A 22,355-nucleotide genomic window follows, 5' to 3' on the forward strand; every position below is an offset into this window, starting at 1 on the left:
AATGCAGCCTAAATAAGGCATGTCCGGCAAAGCGAAGGAGAGCCTCTCTCCTTCGCTTTTGTTTTATTCCGACCGTATGTTACCGATTAAGTCATTATCCCCCCGTCGCGGTAAATGTCTCAGCATCGTCTTCCCCCTCTTGCGGGGCTGGCCTACAATACGGGTCAACGCCTGAAACGGGAGAACGACGCACATGAAAGTCGGCATCGTCGGAGCGGGCGCGGTGGGAAGCACCGCCGCCTATGCCCTGGTCCTCCAGGGAACCGCCAGCGACATCGTCCTGGTCGATCTCAACACCAAGCTGGCCGAGGCCCAGGCCCAGGACATCCAGCACGCCACCCCCTTCGCCTGGTCGTCGCGGGTCCGCGCCGGGGGCTATGCCGATCTGGACGGGTCGCAGGTGGTGGTGCTGGCCGCCGGAGCGGCGCAACGGCCGGGCGACAGCCGTCTCGACCTGCTGGAACGCAACGCCGCCGTGTTCCGCCAGATCGTCCCCGCCGTCCTCGATAATGCTCCGGACGCGGTCCTGCTGGTCGCCTCGAACCCGGTCGATGTCGTCACCGATATCGTCGCCCGCCTGTCGGGCTTGCCGGCGGGACGGGTGTTCGGATCGGGCACCATCCTCGACAGCGCCCGCTTCCGTGCCTTGCTGGCCGAGCATCTGGGGATTTCGCCGACCTCGGTCCATGCCTATGTCCTGGGCGAACACGGCGATTCCGAAGTGCTGTGGTGGTCGGGGGCGACGGCGGGCGGAATTCCGGTGGCCGAAGTCGCGGCCCAGCTTGGCCGCCCGCTCGACGACGCGGCGCGGGCCACCATCGACGAATCGGTCCGCCGCGCCGCCTATCGCATCATCGACGGCAAGGGCGCGACTTGGTTCGGCATCGGGGCCGGTCTCAGCCGGATTATCCGCGCTATCAACAAGGACGAGCGCCTGCTGCTGTCGGTGTCGGCGCTGACCCCCGAGATCGAGGGGATCGCCGACGTTACCTTGTCGCTGCCGCGGATCGTCGGGGCTGGCGGCGTGCTGGAAACCCTCAATCCCGCGTTTTCGGACGAGGAACGGGGAGCGCTGCGCCGCTCGGCCCTGGTGCTGCGCGAAGCCGCCGACAGCGTCAAACTGTAAGGCCGTGTGGGGGGGAGTGTCGCTGTCGCGACCGGGCTGCCGCCCTGGCCCGCTTGCGGGCGAGCCCGCAAACACCCCTGTGATTGATGTGAGAAAATCGAGGGGAGGGGCCGGGAGGCGGGGCCTCCCGGCCGGTATTATTCCGCCGCGCCCGCCAGCAGCGGGTCGAGGCCGCCCTTGCGGTCGAGATCGTACAGATCGTCGCAGCCGCCGACATGGTGGCCGTTGATGAAGATTTGCGGCACGGTGCGGCGACCTCCGGCGCGCTCGACCATCGCGTTGCGCAAGGCTTCGTCGTTGCTGACGTCGATTTCGGTGTAAGCAACGCCCTTGCGCTTGAACAATTGCTTGGCCCGGACGCAATAGGGGCACACTCTGGTGGTGTAGATATCGATTTCAGTCATGATCCCCGGGGTGGTTAGGGGTGGATTGATCGATATATGAGGTCGGCGGGCCGATTTGACCAGAGTCCTTTAGCGCATCGTGTGTCATGCATGACGCACGATGCGGTTGCGGCCATTGCGGCCGCGGCCAAGTGCCCGGAGGGCACGCCCGGCGAGGGGGATATATTTAGCGCACGACCCGACCCAGTGTCAGGACATCGACCGCCGCGGCTTTGCCGCGCAGCAGGACACGGGCGCATTCGTTGACGGTGGCCCCGGTGGTCATCACATCGTCGATCAGCACGATCCGGCGACCTTTGACGCGGTCAAGGTGGCGCGGCGGCAACTCGAACGCCCCGGCGACGTTGTGGCGGCGGGCATCGGGGCCAAGATGCCCCTGCGACGGTGAGTGACGGCGGCGGACCAGCAGATCGGGCACGGATTCGAGTCCCGCCAGCGGGGCCAACGCCTGGGCCAGCACTGCCGCCTGATTATAGCGCCGCGCCGCCAGCCGCCAGCGATGGAGCGGCACCGGGACCAGAAAATCGGCGTCGGCCAGCAGGTCGGCCCCGGCGCGGGCGAGCCAGCGGGCGAAGGCCGGGGCTCCCTCCAGCCGGTCGCCATGCTTGAAGCGCAGGATCAGCGGCTTCGTCTCGTCGTCATAGCGCAGCACGGCGCGGGCGCGGGCAAAACGGGGCGGTGTGGCGAGACACGCGCCGCACACCATCTGTGCCCCCGGATCGATCTCGAACGGCCGCCCGCACACCGCGCAGAGCGGCGCCGAGACAAAGGCGATCTTGCCCCAGCACTCCGGGCACAGCGTGCCGGGATCGGCCACCAGGGTCTGGCAGCGCAGACAGACCGGGGGCAGGATCGCGTCGAGGAGGACGCGCAGACCCTGCCGGATCGGCCCGATCAGGCTCATCGCCGCCCGAACCGGGCCAGCGCCTCGGCGCGGTCGCGGACGCCCAGCTCAAGCAGCAACGGCGTTTCCAGCCCGGCCGCTTCCGTCAAGGCGCGGTCGCCCAGCACGGCGGCGGCCTCGCCCTGGCGCAGTGTCCGTCCGTTCGAAAACAGCGCCACCTCGTCGGCGAAGGCATAGGCCAGATCGACGTCGTGGGTGGTCAGCACCAGGGTGGTTCCCGCCTCGGCCAATCGGGCCAGAACCCCTTGCAGCAGCATTCCGCCGCGATGATCCAGCCCGGCCAGTGGCTCGTCGAGCAACAGCACCTCGGGCCGCATCGCCAACGCTCCGGCGATCGCCACCCGCTTTTTCTGTCCGAACGACAAGTGGTGGGTGGCGCGCTCGGCCAGATCGGCGATGCCGAGCGCGTCCAGCGCCTCGGCCACCCGCATGGCCGCTTCGGCCTCGGACAGGCCGAGATTGAGCGGCCCGAACGAGACATCCTCGGCGACGGTGGCGGCGAACACTTGATCGTCGGGGTCTTGCATCACCAGCCCGACCCGCTTGCGCCACCCGGCCAGGGCGGCACGGCCATAGCCGGGGGCGGCGCCATCGACCCGGACCTCGCCCGCTTCGGGCCGCAGCGTGCCGTTGAGATGCAGCAACAGGGTACTCTTGCCAGCACCGTTGGGGCCAAGCACCGCCAGCCGCCGCCCGCGCCGCACCGCGAGGTCGAGGCCGTCGAGCGCCCGCCCCCCGCCGGGCCAGGAAAAGACCAGCCCGCAGGCCTCCAGACTTAACTCCACCATAGACCAACCCCCAGCACCGCCGCCTGAAGCCCCAGCGTGGCGGCGATAAAATACGTGGATACCGTCTGGCGGGGCGACAGCATCGGCAACGAGCCGTCGAAGCCGCGTGCCGCCAGCCCGGTTTCCAGCCGTCTCGCCCGGTCGAGCGCGCGGGGCAGCAGCAGCGCCACCAGCAATCCCAACGAGCGGATCGAACGGCGAAAGCCGCGCCAGCCCAACCGCGCCTCCTGGGCGTGGCGGATCGCGATCGCGGACTCCAGCAGCAGGAACAGAAACCGCCAGATCAGCAGAGCCATTTCGGTGATTTCGGGCGACAGACCCAACCGGCGAGCCCCCCGCACCAGATCGGGGGCAGGCGTGGTGACGGCGAGCAGCAGCAGGCAGGACAACGCCGCCGCCGCGCGCAGGATCACGGAAAGCGCGGCCCTGCCGCCGTCGCGGGCGAGAGCCACCCCGTCCGGGCCGATCTCGACCGCCAGCGCCGCCGCCCCGGTCAGGGCAAAGCCCAGCGGTGCCGCGACCAGCCTAAGCCAGTCGCGCCAGCCGATCCGGGCTCCGGCCAAAGCGGCGGTCCAGGTAACAAGCAGCACCAGGACCGCTCCCGGCCAGGGGGGCAAAGCCAGCGCCAGGGCCAACAGGCCCAGGGCCAGAACCGCCTTTTCCGTCGTCGAGCGTCGCCGCCACCGGCTGGATTGCGCCAGCCGGTCGATGGCGAGGCTCACCGTTCGCCGCGACCGTGACGACGTCCGATGGCATAGCCGACCAGACCGGCCCCAATCGCCGCCTGAAGCGCGAACAGCAGGCTTTCGACTTCCTTGCCCGGCGGCTCCCACAAAGGTTCGGCCCAGGGGACATAGGACGGATTGGCGGCGGCGACGGCATCCTTGGCGGCATCGTCGGTGCCGCCGAACTCGGCGTTGGGGGTCAGCGCCAGCGGCGCGGCGACGATCAGCACGGCGAGACCGATCAGAGCATAATTGAGACGGGCGTTCATGCCTTCACCCCTTCGGTCTTGAGGAAGCCGCGCCCGACCAGGGCGTTGATCACGACGACGGTAACCAGACCTTCGGCGATTGCCAGCGGAACCTGGGTCAGGGCGAAGATCCCGGCGAATTTGCCGAAGGCGCCGACAAAGCCCGAAACCGGGTCAGGGAAGGCCAGGGCCAATTGGGCCGAGGTGACGACATAGGTGGCGAGATCGCCCAGCGTCGCGGCCAGCGCGATGCCGACGGCCATCGGCAAGCCCAGCGCGGTCGAGGCCCGCCACAGGCCATAGGCGACCCAGGGGCCGACCACCGCCATCGAGACGATGTTGGCGCCAAGCGTGGTCAGGCCGCCATGGGCCAGCAACAGGGCCTGGAACAGCAACACGATCGAGCCGAGCAGCGCCATCACCGAGGGGCCGAACAGCACCGCGCCCAAGCCGGTGCCGGTGGGGTGCGAGCACGATCCGGTGACGCTGGGCAGTTTCAGGGCCGACAAAACGAAGGCGAATCCCCCGGCGGCGGCCAGTTGCAGCCGCGCCTCGGGGCGCTCGACGACGATTTTCTTCAGCTTCCATGCGCCCGCCGCGACAAAGGGGACGGCAACGCAACTCCAGGCCACGGCATGAGCCGCAGGTAAAAAACCTTCCATAATATGCATAGCGGGCAGACTCCGTTCGTCGAGAGATCGCTGTCGTCGCGAAACGGACCCTGGTTCAAACCTCCCGGCACACCCCGTCCGGCAGGCTCGCGACGACTCTCGTGATGGCAGGTCTCCTGACTTGCGGGTCGTCGGATTCGACCCTGCCTTCCCAGCCCGCACAAGGGAGCCAGTGGCCTTCGGGGTCGGACCCTCTCCGCTTACAGTTGCGGGGGCAGTCCCGGCTTTGGTCCCGGATCGGGGCCGTACCGTGTTCCCATTTTCACCCTGCCGGGATCGTGACCGGCAGGGAACCATCATCGGTCACTATAATTTCGCCACGATCCCGATGCAAACCCGTATCGTCCTGCTATCCTGGTAGCCGAACGTCCGAGCGGAGGCACTCCTTTTGACCCATACCATCGCGATGGTCGATGACGACCGCAACATCCTGACCTCGGTCTCGATGGCCCTGGAAGCCGAAGGCTTCAAGGTGCGGACCTATACCGACGGGGCCGAGGCATTGCGCGGCCTGACCGCCCAGCCGCCCGATCTGGCCCTGCTCGACATCAAGATGCCGCGGATGGACGGGATGGAACTGTTGCAGCGGTTGCGGCGGCAATCCTCGATTCCGGTGATCTTTCTGACCTCGAAGGATGACGAGATCGACGAATTGCTCGGCCTCAGGATGGGAGCCGACGATTACATCAAGAAGCCGTTCTCGCAAAAGCTGCTGATCGAGCGGATTCGCGCCCTGATCCGCCGTCTCGAGGCCAATGCCGCCGGTCCCGACGAACCGGCGGGCGAGGTGATCACGCGGGGGCCGCTGGTGCTCGATCCCGCCCGCCACGTCTGCACCTGGAACGGAGCCGGGGTCGATCTCACCGTCACCGAGTTCCTGCTGCTGAAATCGCTCGCGGCCCGGCCCGGCCATGTCAAAAGCCGCGACCAGTTGATCGACGCCGCTTATGGCGAATCGATCTATGTCGATGACCGCACCATCGACAGCCACATCAAGCGGCTGCGTAAAAAGTTCCGCGAGGTCGATGACGATTTCGCCCAGATCGAGACCCTGTACGGCGTCGGGTACCGCTATCGTGAAGAGTGAGGCGGCCGGGGGCGACGTCCCGCTCGCACCGGTCGAGACCCGCCGCCGTTGGCCGCGCTGGCGATTGCTCGCCTCGCCGCTGACCCGTCGGATTCTCGCGGTCAATTTGCTGGCTCCGGTGGTGCTAGTCGGCGGTCTGCTCTATCTCGACCGCTACAAACAGGCGCTGATCCGCTCTGAATTGGAGGGGCTGGCGACCCAGGCCGAGATGGTCGCCGCCGCCGTCGGCGAAGGCGCGCTGGTCGAAGGCGAGATCGAAGGGCTGGAATTCAACGCCGACACCGCCCGCCAGATGGTGCGCCGTCTGGCCGAACCGGCCAAACTGCGGGTCCGGCTGTTTGGCTCGGACGGCGAATTGGTGGCGGATTCGCGCTTCCGCCTGGGGGCCAACGGCGTCGTCCATGTCGAGATGCTGCCGCCGCCCCGTGAGCCGAACTGGTCCGACGAGGTGCGCCAATGGTGGGAGCGTACCGCGCACTGGATGCGCTTCGACCGCGCTTTGCCGCTCTACCGCGACCGGCCCCGCGCCCGCGCCAGCGATTTTGCCGAAGTCGCCACCGCGCTCGACGGCCGCAGCGGAGCCCAGGTCCGCACCCGTTCGGGCGGCGGTCTGGTCCTGTCGGTCGCGGTGCCGGTCCAGCGCTACAAGCAGGTCGGCGGCGCGGTGCTGATCACCGCCGACGGCACCAACGTCACCCGCGCTCTGTTCCAGGTCCGCCTTGCCATCTTTCAGGTCTTCGCCGTCGCGCTCGGCCTGACCATCGCTCTGTCGCTGTATATGGCAGGCACGATCGCCCGGCCGATCCGGCGGCTGGCTCTGGCCGCCGAGCGGGTCCGCCACGGCCAGGGCCGCACGTTGCTGATCCCCGATCTGTCGCGGCGCGGCGACGAAATCGGCGAATTGTCGGTGGCGCTGAAGGAGATGACCGAGGCGCTGTGGCGGCGGATGGACGCGATCGAGGCGTTTGCCGCCGACGTCGCCCACGAGATCAAGAACCCGCTGACCTCGCTCCGCTCGGCGGTCGAGACCGCCGCCCGGATCGACAATCCCGACCAGCGCCGCCGTCTGATGGCGATTGTGCTGGACGATGTCGGGCGGCTCGACCGGTTGATCAGCGATATTTCCGACGCCTCGCGGATCGACGCCGAGATGTCGCGGGCCGAAAGCGCTCCGGTCGCGGTCGCGGCGATGCTCGACGCCCTGGCCGACGTCTATCGGGTCACCGGTGGCGAGACGGGGCCGACCTTTACCCTCGACCGGCCCCCCGGCGATCCGCTGATCGTCAATGGGATCGAATCCCGGCTGGTCCAGGTGCTGCGTAACCTGATCGCCAACGCGATGTCGTTCAGCCCACCGGGTGGCGCGATCCACCTGACCGCCGAACGCAACGGCGGCTGGGTCAGCATCGTCGTCGAGGATGACGGTCCCGGCATTCCCGACAACAAGCTGGACGCGATCTTCGACCGCTTTTACTCCGAACGGCCCGAGGGCGAAAAGTTCGGCACCCATTCCGGGTTGGGCCTGTCGATTTCGCGCCAGATCGTCGAGGCGCATAACGGCCGCATTCGCGCCGAGAACCGCCCGGGCGGCGGGGCGCGCTTCACCGTCGATCTGCCCGACACCGGCGCGGGTGTTGCTTCACAACGCTAAGGATTATTCCATTCCCGGGGCAACCGCCCTAATATCCGTTCGAACCATTATCCGCGAGGGAGATTTCCGGTGAAGACGCTCGCCCGCCTGTTCGCCGCCGCTGCCACTTTTGTCGTGCTGACCGCCGCTCCGACGGCCCGTGCCGCCGAGGAGACCTATCCGACCGATCAGGTGCTGGGGCGGCCCGACGCGCCGCTGACGATCATCGAATACGCCTCGACCACCTGCGGCCATTGCGCCACCTTCAACAAGACCGTGCTGCCCCGGGTGAAGGCGGAATGGATCGACACCGGCCGCGCCAAGCTGATCTTCCGCGATTACCCGACCGGGCCGCATGCTCTGTCGCTGGGGGCGTCGATGATTCCGCACTGCGCCGGGCCGGATCGCTATTTCGGGCTGCTGGGGCTGATCATGGACCAGCAGGAACGCTGGATGGGGTCGGCCAATCCGCTGGCCGAACTGAAGAAGCTGTCGAAGCTGGCCGGGATGGGCGAGGACAAGGTCGATGAATGCCTGCGCCGTCAGGATCTCGCCAACGCGCTGGAAGCGCGCGCCCGCGATGCGTTCGAGAAGCGCGGCATCGACGGCACCCCCGCCTTCATCATCGACGGCAAGGTCTTGCCCGGAGCCCGACCGTTCGAGGAGATCGACAAGGCCCTGAAGGCGGCGTCGAAGTAACGCCCGCTTAAGGGGGCGGCGGTGCTCCAGTTTTCCCGGCTGCGCCTTTCGGGGTTCAAGTCGTTCGTCGATCCCGCCGAATTGCGGATCGAGCCGGGAATGACTGGCATCGTCGGTCCCAACGGCTGCGGCAAATCGAATTTGATCGAGGCGCTGCGCTGGGTGATGGGGGAGACCTCGGCCCGGCAGATGCGCGGCGGCGAGATGGACGACGTCATCTTCGGCGGCAGCGCCGGACGGCCTGCCCGCAACATCGCCGAAGTGGGGGTCACCCTCGACAACGCCGCCCGCACCGGCCCGCCGCAATACGACCAGGACGAGATCGAGGTGTCGCGCCGGATCGAGCGTGGCAACGGCTCGACCTATCGGGTCAACAGCCGCGAGACCCGCGCCCGCGACGTCCAATTGCTGTTTTCCGACGCCGCCACCGGGGCGCGCTCGTCCGGTCTGGTCAGCCAGGGCCGGGTCGGTGCCCTGATCAACGCCCGCCCCGCCGACCGCCGCCTGTTGCTGGAAGAAGCCGCCGGGATCGCCGGGCTGCACGCCCGCCGCCACGAGGCCGAGGGGCGGCTGAAAGGGGCGGAAGGCAATCTGGAGCGGCTTGACGACGTTCTTGCCACTCTGGCCGAACAATTGCGCGCGCTCCAGCGGCAGGCCAAGCAGGCGGCGCGCTATCGCACCTTGTCCGAACAGATCCGCGCGCTGGAGGCCCGGCTGCTCTATCTCGGCTGGCTGGACGCGCTGACTTCGATTGATGCTGCTCGCGTCGCCTTGCGCCAGATCGAAACCGGCGTCGAGGATGCGACCGCCGCCGCCGCCGCCGCTGCTGCTCGTGCGATTGCCCTGGCCGCCGATCTGCCGCCGCTGCGTTCCGCCCTTGACGAGGCCCGCCAGCAGGTGCGGACGCTGCTGACCGAGCGCGAGCAATTGGAGGCCGAGGCGGGGCGGATGGCCGAGATGCGGCGCGACCTTGATGCCCGGCTGGCCCAGGTCGGCTCGGACCTGCAACGCGAACATGCCCGCGCCGCCGATGCCGATCAGGCGGTGGCCCGGCTGGAGGCCGAGCGCGAGGCCCTGGCCGAGGAGGCCGCCGGAGAAAACGACGCCCGGCAGGAGGCCGAGGCGCGGGTCGCCGCCGCCGCCGCCGAGGTTGCGACGGCGGATCAGGCGCTGACGGCGCGGATGGAAGAGGTCGCCGCCGCCGATGCCGAGCGCGCCGCCGCGTTGCGCCGGTTGCAGGAGGCCGAGAATCGCCGCGACCGTCTGCGCGACCGTGCCGCCCTGGCGCTGTCGCAGCGGGCGCAAATCGAGGCCGAAGCGATCGACCGCGCTGATCTTACCGCGCTCGAAATGGAGCTGGAGGGGGCCGAGGAATTCCTGTTCGAAGCCCGCGAGCAGGCCGAACGCGCCGATGCCGAGCGGGGCGCGGCCCAGACTGCCCGCGACCGCGCCCGCGATGCCCACGCCGCCGCGATTGCCGCCCGCGACCGCCTCCACGCCGAGGCCGATGCGTTGCGTCAGGTGCTGGCCCAGGGCCGCAGCGCCGGGTTCCGCCCCGTGCTCGACGACGTCTCCGCCCTGGCCGGGTACGAACCGGCGCTGGCGGCGGGGTTGGGCGAGGATCTGGCGGCTCCCACCGATCCGGCCGCCCCGGTGCGTTGGGACGATCTCGGCCCGGTCGAGTCCGGTCCGCCGCTGCCGCCCGGTACCCGTTCGCTTGCCGCCTTCGTCACCGCGCCGCCGGTACTGGCGCGGCGGCTGGCCCAGATCGCGGTTGTCGAGGACGCGGCCGAGGGGGACATCCGCCGCCATGCCTTGGCGGTGGGGCAGCGGCTGGTGACGCCCCAGGGCGATCTGTGGCGTTGGGACGGCTATACCGCGCGGGCGGGGGCGCCCAGCCCGATGGCGCTGCGTCTGGCCCAGCGCAACCGTCTGCGCGACCTCGATGCCCGGTTGGAAGATGCCGATCTTGGGGTCGAGGCCGCCGAGGAAGAGGCCGGGGCCGCGATCATGGACGCCGAACGCGCCGCCGAGGCCGAACGGGCCGCCCGCGATGCGGTGCGCCGCGCCGAAACCGAGGCCGCCCGCGCCCGCGACGCCCATGGCCGCCTCGCCCAGCGTGCCGCCGCCCATGAGACCCGGCTGGAGGCGGTGGCCGAGCAATGCGCGGCGGCCGAGGACGATCTGGCCCAGGCCGAAGCCGAACTGGCCGAGGCGCATGCCGCCGCCGCCGCTTTTCCCGAAGCCGACGATGGGCGCGGCCAGATCGCGAGCCTGCGCGCCACTCTGGCCGAATTGCGGGCCGGGTTGATCGAGGCCAAGGCCGGGCTTGACCGGATCATCCGCGACGCCGCCGACCGGGGCCGTCGCCGCGATGCGGTCGAGGCCGATCTGCTCTCGTGGCGCACCCGGGCCGAATCCGCCCGTCAGCATGTCGAGGAATTGGAGGAACGGCGCGAGACGGTGCTGTTCGAGATCGAGCGCCTCGCCAGTCTGCCCGACAGCTTCGACCGCCGCCGCGCCGATTTGCTTGACCGCGCCGAAACCGCCGATGCCGCCGCCCATGCCGCCGAGGACCGGGTTCAGGCGGCAGAGCATGGTTTGGCCGAAGCCGATCGCGCGGCCCGCGCCGCCGAGCAGGCGGTCGCCACCGCCCGTGAGGAGCGCATCCGTCGCGAGGCCGCCGTTTCCGCCGCCGATCAGGCCTGCCGCGCCGTCGCCGCCCGGATCGCCGAGCGGCTGGAGGTGACGCCCGAGCAATTGCGCGCGTTGGTGACGACACTCGAAGACGAGCGGCCCGATCCGCCCGATCTGCAACGCCGCCTCGACCGGCTGACTCGCGAACGCGACCAGATGGGGCCGGTCAATCTGTGCGCCGAACAGGAAGCGACGGACCTGGAAGGGCGGATTGCCGCGATGCAGGCGGAAAAAGACGATCTGGTCGCCGCGATTGCCCGGTTGCGCCACGCCATCGGCGAACTGAACCGCGAGGCCCGCGACAAACTGCTGGCCTCGTTCCAGGCGGTCGATCGCGATTTCCGCCAATTATTCGCCCGGCTGTTCGGCGGTGGGCGGGCTCATCTGGCCCTGACCGAATCCGCCGATCCGCTTGACGCCGGGCTGGAGATCATGGCCAGCCCGCCCGGCAAACGGATGCAGCAATTGTCGCTGTTGTCGGGGGGCGAACAGGCCCTGACCGCGCTGGCCCTGCTGTTCGCGGTGTTCATGACCAACCCGGCCCCGATCTGCGTGCTGGACGAGGTCGATGCCCCGCTCGACGACGCCAATGTCGATCGCTTCTGCACCCTGGTCGACAGTATCGCCGCGTCCACCCGCACCCGTTTCCTGATCGTTACCCATCACCGGATGACGATGGCCCGGATGGACCGCCTGTACGGCGTCACCATGGCCGAACGCGGGGTGTCGCAATTGGTCTCGGTCGATCTGGCCCAGGCCGAGGAATTGCGCGACAAGACCGCTCTGGCGGGTTAGTCGCCCGTGAAAAAGTCCCTCGCTGTCGCTCGGTGTACTTTTTCCCGTTGGATTAAAAGGAGAAAAATGGGCTAGGGGCGGCCCAGCGCCCATTTTTCGTGTTGAACCAAATCCATCCCCGCGCGGAAAGCTTGATTGAGCATGGGGATTCTTTTTCAACCGGGGAAAAGTACACTGAGGCCAAAGGCCGAAGGACTTTTTCACGACCGACGGGGTAGGGCGAGCCTCAAACGAACAGGGCGGCCCGCTGGTGCGGACCGCCCTGTCGCAAAGCGTATTCCTAGGCGCGCGTGCTTAGTGCAGCTTGCCCTGGAGGCCACCGATCGACTGATCGACCAGAGCGCCGCGCTGAGCGGCGGACAGGCTGTCGCCGATCACACTGGTGGCGGCGGCGATCGCGATATCGACGGCGGTGTGCTGAACTTCCTTCAGCGCCTGGGCTTCGGCCTGGGCGATGCGGTCAAGCGCCATCTGTTCGCGCCGCTTCATCTGGATTTCCAGATCGCGGGCGGCCTGATGGGCCAGACGCTCGGCTTCGGCCTTGGCGTGGGCGATGATTTCCTCGGCCTCGCGCATCGCGTCGCGCTGCTTGCGCTGATAGGTGGCGAGCAGCTCCTGCGCTTCCTCGCGCAGGCGATGAGCCTCGTCGATCCGGCCCTTGATCTTGGCGGACCGGGCGTCGAGGGCGGCGGCGATGGCGCGGGCCACCGGACGCCAAGCCAGACCGATCACCAGCAGGAAGGAGACGTTGACCCAAAAATGGGCCTCGGTATAGAACGGACCGGCGTGGGCGGCGGCCTCGCTCGCGGCATAAGCGGTGGAGATCATCGGCCCTGCTCCTTAAACGCGGCGGTCACCGAAGCGTCCAGCCGGGCCGGATCGGCCGCCTGTCCGACCAGACGCTCGACCACCGAAGCGGCGACGTCGATGGCGACGGCACGGACGTTGGCCAGGGCCTGGGTCTTGGCGGCGGCGATGCGCTGCTCGCCGGATTTGATCAGGTCGGCAAGATGCGCGGCCTGGGCTCGGCTGCGTTCGTCGGCCTCACGGGCGAGACGGTCGGCAGCTTCGCGAATGACTTTCTGGGCCTGGGCCCGGGACTCGGCCAGCGCCTTTTCATAGGCGGCCACGGCGGCGTCGGCTTCGGCCTTCAGCTGCGCGGCTTTGTCGAGGTTGTCGTCGATCCTGCGCTGACGCTCGTCGAGAACGGCGCCGATCTTGGGCAGGGCCACCAGGGCCATCAACGCATAGAGCGCGATGAAGGTGAGCAACAGCCAGAATAGCTGCGGCGTGAACAATGCCGGGTCGAACTGGGGCATCCCGGAAGCTCCTGGAGAATGAGGGACGAGCGAGCTTTTCTCCCCCCCGAAGACGGGGTGGGCCGCGACCGGGAAATCCCTGCGCGGCGCCGTTCCCGTCCTCCGAGGAGAACCGCCGTCCTACTTGAAGAGGATCATCAGCGAAATGACCAGGGCGAACAGCGCGATGGCTTCGGTCACCGCAAAGCCGATCCAGGCATAAAGCTCGACGTTAGACTTGGCCGACGGGTTGCGGCCAACAGTAGCGATCAGGGACGACCAAACCGAGCCGACGCCGACACCCGAACCGATCACACCGATGGCGGCCAGACCAGCACCGATCACTTTCGCAGATTCGTAATCCATGTTCCTCAAGCTCCTTCAAGGACAGAAAATCAAGCCTCGGACCCGCCGCCGGCTTTAATGCATGTGGATGGCATCGTGCAGATAAATGCAGGTCAGCACGGTGAAGACATAAGCCTGCAAGAGGGCGATACCGATTTCCAGTACCGTCACCGCCGACAGGAAGGCGAAGGGAAGAACGCCCGGCAGGATATACATCGACCCCAGGGTGACGACAAAGCCGCCCAGAATCTTCAAGATGATATGCCCGGCGGTCATGTTCGCGAACAGTCGGACCGACAGGCTGATCGGACGCGACAGATACGAAATGATCTCGATCGGAACCAACACGACCGCGGTCACCAGCGGCGCCCCTTCCGGGAAGAACATCCGCAGGAAGTGGAAGCCGTGACGCCAGAAGCCGATCAGGGTCACACCGACGAACACCACCGCCGCCAGGGCGAAGGTGACGATGATATGGCTGGTGTAGGTGAAGCCGATCGCGGGGATCGGCAGCAGCCCCAGCACGTTGCCGAACAGCACGAACATGAACAGGGTGAAGATGAAGGGGAAATAGCGTCGCCCTTCGGACCCGACATTGTCGCGCAACATTCCGGCGATGAATTCGTAGAAAATTTCCGCCAACGACTGCCAGCGCCCCGGAACCAGGGCGCGCGAGCGGACCGACAGCGTCAGGAACAGGGTGGTCAGACAGACCGCCAGCACCATCATCGCCGCCGAGTTCGTGAACGAGATGTCCACGCCCGCGACCTTGAGGGGAACCAACGGCAGGATCTTGAACTGTTCGATTGGATTAGCCACTGCACGCCTCTTTCAATGGTCCTGCGCCTGTCCGGCGCGCCGTTGCGCCTGGCCGAAACCGACCGTCTGATCCAGGCCGCGCATGACGCGGAGAACATTCATGATACCGGCTGCTCCTCCCAGGAAGAGAAACAGCAGCATCAGCCAAGGACCGGTTCTCAGCCACAGGTCAAGCACCCAGCCAAGCCCCGTCCCCAGCACCAGCCCGACAACGAGTTCGATGCCGATGCGAAAGCCCAGCCCCATGCTGGTGGGGCCGCCCTTGCGCTCCGCCTCCCGGCCGGAATCTTCTTCCTCCCGTTTCCGCGCTTCGCGCAGACGGGACTCGAATTCGTCCAGGGACGGGGTCGTCTCGGGGTCAGCCATGCCGTAATCCTCGAAAAGCCCCCATTGGCCCGACGGTGCCAAAAGCGCGGGCACCATAAGGGGTAGGCCCACCCGTGTCAAGGCCGGAAACCATTCGGGCTAACATCCTGTAATGTCAGCCTTAATTCGTTTCGATTTGGTGACGGTTCCGGGGAAAGCCGGGTGGGGTGGGGCGAGGCGCCCAACCCGAAGGGGTGGCGCGGGGGCTTGGCCCCGTCGCGAAAAGGCGCCCGCCGATCGGTTCCCCGTCAGCGAGCGCCCGCGATTGGATCAAAACGCGCTGTCGTCGAAGCCGCCGTCAAAGCCGCTGTCGCCGAAATCGCCGCCGCCGTCATAGCCGCCGGTATCGGCGACCTGGGTGTCATAGGACACCGGAGCAGCCGCAGGATCGGCGGCGGGGGGGACATGGGGCGCAGCGGCCGCCGCTGCGGCATGGCCGCCACCGAACATGTTGGACAGTCCCTCGGCCAGCATCACGCCGCCCGCGACGCCGACAGCGGTTCCTGCTGCGGTCCTAAGAAAGCTGCCGCCCGCCGACGGCGCGCCGCCCCACGGGCTTTGCTGGGGCTGACCGAAACCGGGCTGGGGATAGCCGGGTTGGCCATAGGCGGGCTGACCGCCGCCAAAGCCGGGCTGGCCGTAGTTGGGAGGAGGGGCGGCGGGGGTCTGCGGCACCCGCGAGCGGCCCCACGGGTTGAGGCCGGAGAACAATCCCCCGCCCGCGGGCTGCGGCGCGGGCTGAGCGGCGCGGGCCTGGGCCTCGGCCAACTGGCGCTGCAATTCGGCGATGCGGGCCTCGGCCTCGGTGAGGGCCTGCTCCTGCACCACTACCGCCTGGACCAACTGGTAGGGGGCGTCGGGAATCTGTCTGATCGAGGCGAGGATCAGCGCCTCGGCCTCGGAATCCTTGGGGGAGCCGGCCAGACGCGCCAGCCGGTCGAAGACGCTCTGGATCAAGGATCGTTCCTGGGGGGTCATGGTCTTTGCCTTAGAGATGGTTGCGACAAACCGCCCACAATCTGGGGGGCGAATCGCCCCCCGTCCAGTGCCGTCCGTGTTCGATTTCGGCGAACCTTTGATTTCAACGGTCGCCCTAATCCGTTCGGTTAGTGCTGCTCGCGGGTCGCGGTAAAGCGGACGGTTTCGAAATCCTGCTGGGCGCGGGTCAATTGCCACGAATTGCGGGCGAGATAGACCAGCCCGCCGTCGCGATCCTCGGCCATGTTGGATTTGTTGGAATCGATGAAGCGGCGCAACATCGCGTCGTCGTCGCAGGCGACCCAGCGGGCGGTGACGAACGGTGCTTCCTCGAACCCGGCCTTGATCGAATATTCGCTTTCGATCCGGGTGGTCAGCACGTCGAACTGCAACGGGCCGACCACGCCGACGATCCAGGTCGAGCCGTCCTGCGGCTTGAACACCTGACTGACGCCTTCCTCGGCCAGATCCTCCAGCGCCTTTTTCAGCTGCTTGGCCTTCATCGGATCGTCGAGGCGGACCCGGCGCAGCACTTCGGGGGCGAAGGTCGGGATGCCGAGGAAGTTCAGATCCTCGGTTTCCGACAAGGTGTCGCCGATCCGCAACTGGCCGTGATTGGGGATGCCCATGATGTCGCCGGGGAACGCCTCTTCGGCCAGTTCGCGGTCGCGGGCGAGGAAGAACACCGGGTTGACCAGAGCCATCGCCTTGCCGGTGCGGATGTGGCGCAGCTTCATGCCGCGCCGGAAGGTGCCCGAGCAGATGCGGAAGAAGGCGATCCGGTCGCGGTGGTTGGGGTCCATGTTGGCCTGGACCTTGAACACGAAGCCGGTGACCTTGGCCTCGTCCGGAGCGACGGTGCGGGTCGCGGCCTTGCGCGCCATCGGCGGCGGCGACAACCGTCCGACGCCGCGCAGCAATTCGGCGACGCCGAAGGTCTTCAGCGCGCTACCGAAGAACACCGGGGTCTGGTGGCCGGCGCGGAACGCCTCGATATCGAATTCGGGGAAGCCGGCGCGGACCAGTTCGACCTCTTCGCGCAGCTTTTCCGCCGCCACCTTGCCGACGGCGCGGTCGAGTTCGGGCGAATCCAGGGTGGCGTCGAGGCCGATTTCGGCGATGTGATCGCCGCGACCGGGATCGAACAGAATGACGCGGTCGCGGGTCAGGTCGTAAACGCCCTTCAGATCGCGCCCCATCCCGATCGGCCAGGTCACCGGCGAGACGTCGAGCGCCAGCGTCTTCTCGATCTCGTCGAGCAGGTCGAAGGTCTCGCGGCCTTCACGGTCAACCTTGTTGATGAAGGTGACGATCGGCACGTCGCGCAGACGACAGACCTCGAACAGCTTGCGGGTCTGGGTCTCGATGCCCTTCGCCGCGTCCAGCACCATGATCGCCGAATCGACGGCGGTGAGGGTGCGGTAGGTGTCCTCGGAAAAGTCTTCGTGGCCGGGGGTGTCGAGCAGGTTGAAGGTCAGCCCTTCATGCTCGAACGTCATCACCGAGGCCGACACCGAAATGCCGCGCTCTTTTTCGATCGCCATCCAGTCCGAGCGGGTGCGGCGCTGTTCGCCGCGCGCACGCACCGCACCGGCCAACTGGATCGCTCCGCCGAACAGCAGCAGCTTTTCCGTCAGCGTGGTCTTACCCGCATCGGGGTGGGAGATGATGGCGAAAGTGCGCCGAAGCGCGATATGGTCGGTCAGCGAGCTCATGGTGCTGGGTTTTCGTCGGAACCGGAGCGAGAATCAAGAAAATAGCAAAGGAGCCTTGTCGGTGCGTATCGACATCCCCCTCGATCTCGCCCAGCGCTTGTACGCTGCCGCCCGGACTCTGGGCCGCAAACCCGAGGAATGCGCGCTCGACGCGATCCGAACCTTCGTCATTGATTGCGAGGACGCCGCCACCTTGCGCAGCCAGTTGGGCGGCAGCACCGATTACGTCGTCCGTATCCAGGATTACGGGATCGATTGAAGGCGGAGCGGACAAATTCCGCTGCGCGGCCGGGCGACCGCCCGGACCCGTTTCTTTTTATTTCAATGATTTAGAAACAGCCGACCCGTCATGGCCGGCCCCCGGGTCAAGCCCGGGGGTGACGACCCCAAAACGCTAGATATCCGGAGGGTTCGGGAGGCCAAAGCCTCCCGATTAGGGGTTTGGGGGCAAACGCCCCCAACAATCTAGACGTTGAACAGGAAGTGGAAGATGTCGCCGTCCTGGACGACGTATTCCTTGCCCTCCAGCCGCATCTTGCCTGCTTCCTTCGATCCGGCCTCGCCACCGCAGGCGATGAAATCGTCATAGGCGATGGTTTCGGCGCGGATGAAGCCGCGTTCGAAATCGGTGTGGATCACCCCGGCGGCGTTGGGAGCCTTGGCCCCCTTCTGCACCGTCCAGGCGCGGGCTTCCTTGGGACCGACGGTGAAGAAGGTGACGAGGTGGAGCAACTCGTACCCGGCGCGGATCACCCGGGTCAGGCCGGTTTCGCCCAGCCCCAGGGTTTCGAGGAACTCGGTCCGCTCTTCGTCCGAACCGATCTGGGCGATTTCGGCTTCGATCGCCGCCGAGATCACGACATGGCTGTTGCCCTCGGCGGCGGCAAAGGCGGCGACCTTGGCCGAGAAATCGTTGCCGGTGGCGGCGCTGGCCTCATCGACGTTGCAGACATAAAGGACCGGCTTGGTCGTCATCAGGCCCAGCGTGCGGACGATCCGGCGCTGTTCCTCGTCGTCGAAGCGGACGGTGCGGGCGGGCTTGCCTTCGCGCAGGGCGGCCAGCAGCGGCGCCATCACTTCGACCTGGGCCTTGGCGTCCTTGTCGTTGTTCTTCGCTTTCTTCTCGAGCGGCGTGAAGCGGCGTTCGAGCGAATCGAGGTCGGCCAGCATCAACTCGGTCTCGATCGTCTCGGCATCGCGGACCGGATCGACATTGCCCTCGACATGGGTGATGTCGCCATCCTCGAAACAGCGCAGGACGTGAACGATCGCATCGACCTCGCGGATGTTGGCGAGGAACTGGTTACCCAGCCCTTCGCCCTTGCTGGCGCCGCGCACCAGACCGGCGATATCGACGAATTCAAGCTGGGTGGGGATTTCCTTCTGGCTCTTGGCGATCGCGACCAGCCGGTCGAGCCGGGGATCGGGCACGGCGACGCGGCCGACATTCGGCTCGATGGTGCAGAAGGGGTAATTGGCCGCCTGAGCCGCCGCGGTCTGGGTCAGCGCGTTGAACAGGGTGCTCTTGCCGACGTTGGGCAGGCCGACGATGCCGCAATTGAAGCCCATTTGGGTCTAATCCTTCCTGAAGGGTTTGGTCATCGCCGCACGCAGCGCCTCGGCCAAGGCACCGCCGGGGGGCGGGGGCGGTTCGGAGGGAGGCGCGACGGGCGCGGCTCCCGACGGGAGCGCGGGCGCGGGGGGGCGCGGGGTCTTGGGCTTGGGCGGCTGGGTCAGGACGCTGACGCGGTTCATGAAACCGGCCTCGTCGCCGCCGAGCAGCAACGGCAAGGACTCAGCCACGGCGTCGAGCAGCGGCGGCAGCCAGCTTTCGTCGGCCTTGGCGAAATCGGACAGCACATAGCCCGCCACCCGATCCTTGTCGCCGGGATGGCCGATGCCGAGCCGGACCCGGCGATAGTCCTTGCCGAGATGGGAATCGATGCTTTTGAGGCCGTTATGGCCCCCGGCCCCGCCGCCGGTCTTGACCCGCAGCCGACCGGGCGGCAGATCGAGTTCGTCATGCAGCACGACGATGTCGGACAGGGGAATCTTGAGGAAGCGGGCCGCCGCCGCGACCGACTGGCCGGACAGGTTCATGAAGGTGGCGGGTTTGAGGACCAGCACCTTCTCGCCGCCGATGCTTCCCTCGGCGGTCTCGCCCTGGAAGCGCGACCGCCAAGGTCCGAAGGAATGGCGGCGGACCAGAAGGTCCGCCGCCATGAAGCCGATATTATGCCGATTCCTGGCGTAGTCCGGGCCGGGATTGCCCAGTCCCACCAGTAACAGCATGTCAGCCGGCAGCGGCCGGAGCCGCCGCTTCGCCCTCGGCCGCGGCCAGAGCCACGGTCGGCGCGGAGATCGAGATCACGGTGACCTCGGGCGACAGGTGGTAGGGCTTCACCCCGGCGGGGAGAGCGATGTCCTTCAGGTGGACCGAATGACCGATCTCAAGCGCCGAGATATCGACGGTCAGGCCGTGCGGGATCGCATCGGGGCTGCACACCAGCTCGATTTCGTGCAGTTCGATATTGACGACGCCGCCCTTCTTGACGCCCGGGGACTTCAGCTCGTTGGCGACGTGGACCGGCACCTTGACGTGGATGGCATGGTCGGCCGACACGCGCAGGAAATCGACGTGGACCGGCTGGTCCGAAACCGGGTGGAACTGGACGTCGCGGGCCAGGGCGCGCTCGCGGCTGCCGTTGCCGAGATCGATGTCGAACAGCTGGGTGTAGAAACCGGGCTTGTTCAGCTGGGCCCACAGAACGCGGGGATCGAACTGGACGAGGACGGCAGCCTGCTTTTCGCCGTAAATAACTCCGGGCACCTTACCGGAACGACGAACGGCACGGGCGGCCCCCTTTCCGCTCCGATCGCGCAATTCAGCGACGATAGAGATCGCATCAGACATGGATTTACTCCTGACAGGACAAAAGGCGCGGCCTCCAGGGGTGCCGCGCTTGAAAGGGGGTCGTTTACACCGTCCGACCTCGTTTTGGCAAGGAAAGATACCGGCCAAGCCTCGGCTTAAGCGACTGGCCGGTATCCGGCCGCCATTGCGGCGGCGGCCAAGCGAGCGGAGGCGAGCGCTTGGGCCAAGGGACAATACAACCGGCCAAGTCTTTGGCCGGTTGGTATGAAGGATCACCGCCCCCAGATCGCCAGCCCGCCATACACCAGCAACGCGGCCAGGATCAGCAGACCCAGGGCCTTTTGCCCGCTGGCGAACGGCTCCTTGGGCGCGCGGGCGGCGGTGGCGGGATCGAGATCGACGTCGCCGCCGATCATCGGGGTGATCAGATCCTCGTTCTTGCCAAAGCGGTAATAGAGAATCGCGGCGACGTGGAGCGAGGCCAGCCCGAGCAGCACCCAGCCGGTCAGCCGGTGCAGCGAGGAGAGCGACTTCACCGTCGCACTCGACACCGCCCAGGCCAGCGGTCCGTCGGTGGCGATATCGTCGGCCGAGAACAGGCCGGTGCCCGCCTGAAACAGCAGCAACCCGATCAGGATCGAGACACTCCAGCCGCCCAGCGGATTATGACCCAGCCCGGACCAGACGCCGGATTCCTTGCCGCCGCGCAGATAGGCCAGCACCGTCCCCGGCCCGCGGACAAAGTCGGAAAAGCGGGCGGTGGGGCTGCCGGTGACGCCCCAGGCTAACCGGAACAGCAACAAGGTGAGGATCAAGGCCCCGGCGCTGATATGCAGGCCGAGTTGGCCGTTATAGCCGCTGATCCACAGCACGGCGAACAGGGCGGCCAGCGACCAGTGAAACAGCCGCACCGGCAAATCCCATACGCGAACCCGCTGGGTCGGACCGGCGGTTGGAACGGTCTCGGACATCGGGGCACTCCTTATTCCATAGGGGGTCTATAAAGTAGTGCCACCTCATGGTCTTTTCCAGTCAGGGAAAGTCCTATGCCGTCGCATGGCCGTGACAGCGGGGTGCCGACCTGATAGGCTTCGCTACGTTCCGTCATAGCCTTCGAGGCTCCTTTGACCCGGCCAACCCTAGTCGCCCTGTTCGGACTTGCCGTTGCGATCGTCGCGGCCTTGCTCGCGTTCGAGCACGAGCGCGAAGAGGTCGCGCCCACGGCGTCGGCCCCTGTCGCCGCGCCCGCCGCCGCGCCGATCCCCGATGCCCGCCGCCCCAGCTTCGACGTCGTCCGTATCGGTACCGAGGGAAATTCGGTGCTGGCCGGTCGCGCCCAGCCGGGGGCACAGGTCATCATTCTGGACGGCGGGACCGAATTGGGGCGGGTCACCGCCGATCCCCGGGGCGAATGGGTGTTCGTGCCCGAGGGGGCTTTGCCGCCGGGCGGCCGCGAATTGCGGTTGCGCGCGGTCAATCCCGATGGTGAAGTCCTGGAATCCGGCGATCCGGTGGTGCTGGTGGTGCCCGAGCGCGGCGGTGGTGCCGCTTTGGCGCTGAAGACCGCGCCGACCGGGGGGACCACGCTGCTGCAAGGACCGGGCGGGCTGACCAGTGGCGCGCTGTCGCTCGATCTGGTCGATCACGACGATAAGGGCCGCCTGTTCGCGTCGGGCAAGGCTCCGGCGGGTGGGCGGGTCCAGTTTTATATCGACGATCGTTTTATCGGCCGCGCCGAGGCCGATGCCGAGGGGGCGTGGCGGATCGCCGGTACGCGCCCGGACGGCGAGTCCCACCGGCTGCGGGTCGATCTGGTCGATCCCAAGGGCAAGGTGCTGGCGCGGATCGAAACCCCCTGGACCCCGGGCGCGCCGCTGGCTCGTCTCGGTGCGGGCGAAGTGGTGGTTTCTCCCGGCACCTCGTTGTGGCGGATCGCGCGGCGGGTTTACGGCGAAGGGGTCGCCTACACCGCGATCTTCACCGCCAACCGCGACCGCATCAGCAATCCCGACCTGATTTACCCAGGGCAGGTCTTTACTCTTCCCCAACGATGAATTCCGCACGCCGTTGGCCCCGAGCGGGGTCATTCTCCCCACGATTCGTAGTGTTTTCGGGGTGAAATGGCTCGGGGGCGGCGGTATAAGGGGGCAATGTCCCGGCCGGAAAGGCCGGGCCCATGATCCGG

General features: G+C 67.3%; 24 protein-coding genes and 1 riboswitch. Of the genes, 7 read left to right on the forward strand and 17 right to left on the reverse strand.

Annotated elements, in window-relative coordinates:
- Positions 1–193 precede the first annotated feature (193 nt).
- Positions 194–1,126 carry an L-lactate dehydrogenase gene (locus BLW40_RS03670; protein ID WP_074765627.1) on the forward strand — a complete coding sequence of 311 codons (933 nt, stop codon included), beginning with the start codon at positions 194–196 and terminating at the stop codon, positions 1,124–1,126.
- Positions 1,127–1,263: 137 nt separating this feature from the next.
- Here BLW40_RS03670 and grxC read toward each other — a convergent pair whose 3' ends face one another.
- The 6 genes from grxC to BLW40_RS03700 form a co-directional block, all read right to left on the reverse strand.
- On the reverse strand, positions 1,264–1,530 hold the full coding sequence (grxC, locus tag BLW40_RS03675) for a glutaredoxin 3 (RefSeq protein ID WP_074765629.1): 267 nt from the start codon (positions 1,528–1,530) through the stop codon (positions 1,264–1,266).
- A 166-nt stretch (positions 1,531–1,696) separates the two neighbouring features.
- A complete protein-coding gene (locus BLW40_RS03680) occupies positions 1,697–2,434 on the reverse strand; it encodes a ComF family protein (RefSeq protein WP_074765630.1) in 738 nt (245 codons plus the stop codon).
- Entirely contained in the window at positions 2,431–3,222 is a 792-nt protein-coding gene (locus BLW40_RS03685; RefSeq protein WP_074765631.1) for an energy-coupling factor ABC transporter ATP-binding protein, read from the reverse strand. Before BLW40_RS03685 ends, BLW40_RS03680 begins: the two co-directional genes overlap by 4 nt.
- Entirely contained in the window at positions 3,210–3,944 is a 735-nt protein-coding gene (gene cbiQ, locus BLW40_RS03690; protein WP_074765633.1) for a cobalt ECF transporter T component CbiQ, read from the reverse strand. Before cbiQ ends, BLW40_RS03685 begins: the two co-directional genes overlap by 13 nt.
- Positions 3,941–4,216, reverse strand: coding sequence for an energy-coupling factor ABC transporter substrate-binding protein (locus BLW40_RS03695; protein ID WP_074765635.1), 276 nt, complete (start codon positions 4,214–4,216; stop codon positions 3,941–3,943). The genes cbiQ and BLW40_RS03695 overlap by 4 nt, the downstream gene beginning before the upstream one ends.
- Positions 4,213–4,866, reverse strand: a complete 654-nt coding sequence (locus BLW40_RS03700; protein WP_074765637.1) for an energy-coupling factor ABC transporter permease — start codon at positions 4,864–4,866, stop codon at positions 4,213–4,215. Before BLW40_RS03700 ends, BLW40_RS03695 begins: the two co-directional genes overlap by 4 nt.
- 89 nt (positions 4,867–4,955) lie before the next feature.
- A riboswitch (cobalamin riboswitch) is annotated at positions 4,956–5,179 on the reverse strand.
- Positions 5,180–5,254: 75 nt separating this feature from the next.
- Between BLW40_RS03700 and BLW40_RS03705 the strand changes: the two genes are divergently transcribed.
- The 4 genes from BLW40_RS03705 to BLW40_RS03720 all read left to right on the forward strand — a co-directional run bounded on the left by BLW40_RS03705 (position 5,255) and on the right by BLW40_RS03720 (position 11,774).
- On the forward strand, positions 5,255–5,953 hold the full coding sequence (locus BLW40_RS03705; protein WP_074765639.1) for a response regulator transcription factor: 699 nt from the start codon (positions 5,255–5,257) through the stop codon (positions 5,951–5,953).
- Positions 5,892–7,604 (forward strand): stimulus-sensing domain-containing protein, encoded by a 1,713-nt coding sequence (locus BLW40_RS03710; protein ID WP_425283697.1) that lies wholly within the window; start codon positions 5,892–5,894, stop codon positions 7,602–7,604. The genes BLW40_RS03705 and BLW40_RS03710 overlap by 62 nt, the downstream gene beginning before the upstream one ends.
- A 69-nt stretch (positions 7,605–7,673) precedes the next feature.
- Positions 7,674–8,282 (forward strand): DsbA family protein, encoded by a 609-nt coding sequence (locus BLW40_RS03715; RefSeq protein ID WP_074765640.1) that lies wholly within the window; start codon positions 7,674–7,676, stop codon positions 8,280–8,282.
- A gap of 21 nt (positions 8,283–8,303) precedes the next feature.
- Positions 8,304–11,774 carry a chromosome segregation SMC family protein gene (locus tag BLW40_RS03720; protein ID WP_074765641.1) on the forward strand — a complete coding sequence of 1,157 codons (3,471 nt, stop codon included), beginning with the start codon at positions 8,304–8,306 and terminating at the stop codon, positions 11,772–11,774.
- 294 nt (positions 11,775–12,068) lie between these two features.
- Here the strand turns inward: BLW40_RS03720 and BLW40_RS03725 are convergent, their stop codons facing one another.
- The 7 genes from BLW40_RS03725 to BLW40_RS03755 form a co-directional block, all read right to left on the reverse strand.
- A complete protein-coding gene (locus tag BLW40_RS03725) occupies positions 12,069–12,602 on the reverse strand; it encodes a F0F1 ATP synthase subunit B family protein (protein ID WP_074765643.1) in 534 nt (177 codons plus the stop codon).
- Complete coding sequence (locus BLW40_RS03730; protein ID WP_074765645.1) at positions 12,599–13,093, reverse strand: F0F1 ATP synthase subunit B family protein; 495 nt, start codon at positions 13,091–13,093, stop codon at positions 12,599–12,601. The genes BLW40_RS03725 and BLW40_RS03730 overlap by 4 nt, the downstream gene beginning before the upstream one ends.
- A gap of 120 nt (positions 13,094–13,213) precedes the next feature.
- Entirely contained in the window at positions 13,214–13,438 is a 225-nt protein-coding gene (locus tag BLW40_RS03735; protein WP_002730311.1) for an ATP synthase subunit C, read from the reverse strand.
- A gap of 54 nt (positions 13,439–13,492) precedes the next feature.
- Complete coding sequence (locus BLW40_RS03740) at positions 13,493–14,236, reverse strand: F0F1 ATP synthase subunit A (protein WP_074765647.1); 744 nt, start codon at positions 14,234–14,236, stop codon at positions 13,493–13,495.
- A 12-nt stretch (positions 14,237–14,248) separates the two neighbouring features.
- Positions 14,249–14,602, reverse strand: a complete 354-nt coding sequence (locus tag BLW40_RS03745) for an AtpZ/AtpI family protein (RefSeq protein ID WP_074765825.1) — start codon at positions 14,600–14,602, stop codon at positions 14,249–14,251.
- Between the two features lie 270 nt (positions 14,603–14,872).
- The gene (locus BLW40_RS03750) at positions 14,873–15,580 is read right to left on the reverse strand and encodes a DUF2076 domain-containing protein (protein ID WP_074765649.1); all 708 of its coding nucleotides are present in this window, start codon (positions 15,578–15,580) and stop codon (positions 14,873–14,875) included.
- A gap of 128 nt (positions 15,581–15,708) precedes the next feature.
- A complete protein-coding gene (locus BLW40_RS03755) occupies positions 15,709–17,295 on the reverse strand; it encodes a peptide chain release factor 3 (RefSeq protein ID WP_074765651.1) in 1,587 nt (528 codons plus the stop codon).
- Positions 17,296–17,356: 61 nt separating this feature from the next.
- Between BLW40_RS03755 and BLW40_RS03760 the strand changes: the two genes are divergently transcribed.
- The gene (locus BLW40_RS03760; protein ID WP_074765827.1) at positions 17,357–17,554 is read left to right on the forward strand and encodes a hypothetical protein; all 198 of its coding nucleotides are present in this window, start codon (positions 17,357–17,359) and stop codon (positions 17,552–17,554) included.
- 206 nt (positions 17,555–17,760) lie between these two features.
- Here BLW40_RS03760 and ychF read toward each other — a convergent pair whose 3' ends face one another.
- The 4 genes from ychF to BLW40_RS03780 form a co-directional block, all read right to left on the reverse strand.
- Complete coding sequence (gene ychF, locus BLW40_RS03765; protein WP_074765653.1) at positions 17,761–18,864, reverse strand: redox-regulated ATPase YchF; 1,104 nt, start codon at positions 18,862–18,864, stop codon at positions 17,761–17,763.
- A 6-nt stretch (positions 18,865–18,870) separates the two neighbouring features.
- Positions 18,871–19,587 (reverse strand): aminoacyl-tRNA hydrolase, encoded by a 717-nt coding sequence (gene pth, locus BLW40_RS03770; protein ID WP_074765655.1) that lies wholly within the window; start codon positions 19,585–19,587, stop codon positions 18,871–18,873.
- Position 19,588: 1 nt separating this feature from the next.
- Entirely contained in the window at positions 19,589–20,209 is a 621-nt protein-coding gene (locus BLW40_RS03775; RefSeq protein WP_074765657.1) for a 50S ribosomal protein L25/general stress protein Ctc, read from the reverse strand.
- Positions 20,210–20,442: 233 nt separating this feature from the next.
- Positions 20,443–21,141 (reverse strand): cytochrome b/b6 domain-containing protein, encoded by a 699-nt coding sequence (locus tag BLW40_RS03780; RefSeq protein WP_074765660.1) that lies wholly within the window; start codon positions 21,139–21,141, stop codon positions 20,443–20,445.
- A 153-nt stretch (positions 21,142–21,294) separates the two neighbouring features.
- On the opposite strand from BLW40_RS03780, the gene BLW40_RS03785 reads away from it, so the two are divergent.
- Positions 21,295–22,224 carry a LysM peptidoglycan-binding domain-containing protein gene (locus tag BLW40_RS03785; protein ID WP_074765662.1) on the forward strand — a complete coding sequence of 310 codons (930 nt, stop codon included), beginning with the start codon at positions 21,295–21,297 and terminating at the stop codon, positions 22,222–22,224.
- The last annotated feature ends 131 nt before the right edge of the window (positions 22,225–22,355 follow it).

Origin of the sequence: Magnetospirillum fulvum (assembly GCF_900108475.1) — a bacterium.
Lineage (GTDB): Bacteria > Pseudomonadota > Alphaproteobacteria > Rhodospirillales > Magnetospirillaceae > Phaeospirillum > Phaeospirillum fulvum_A.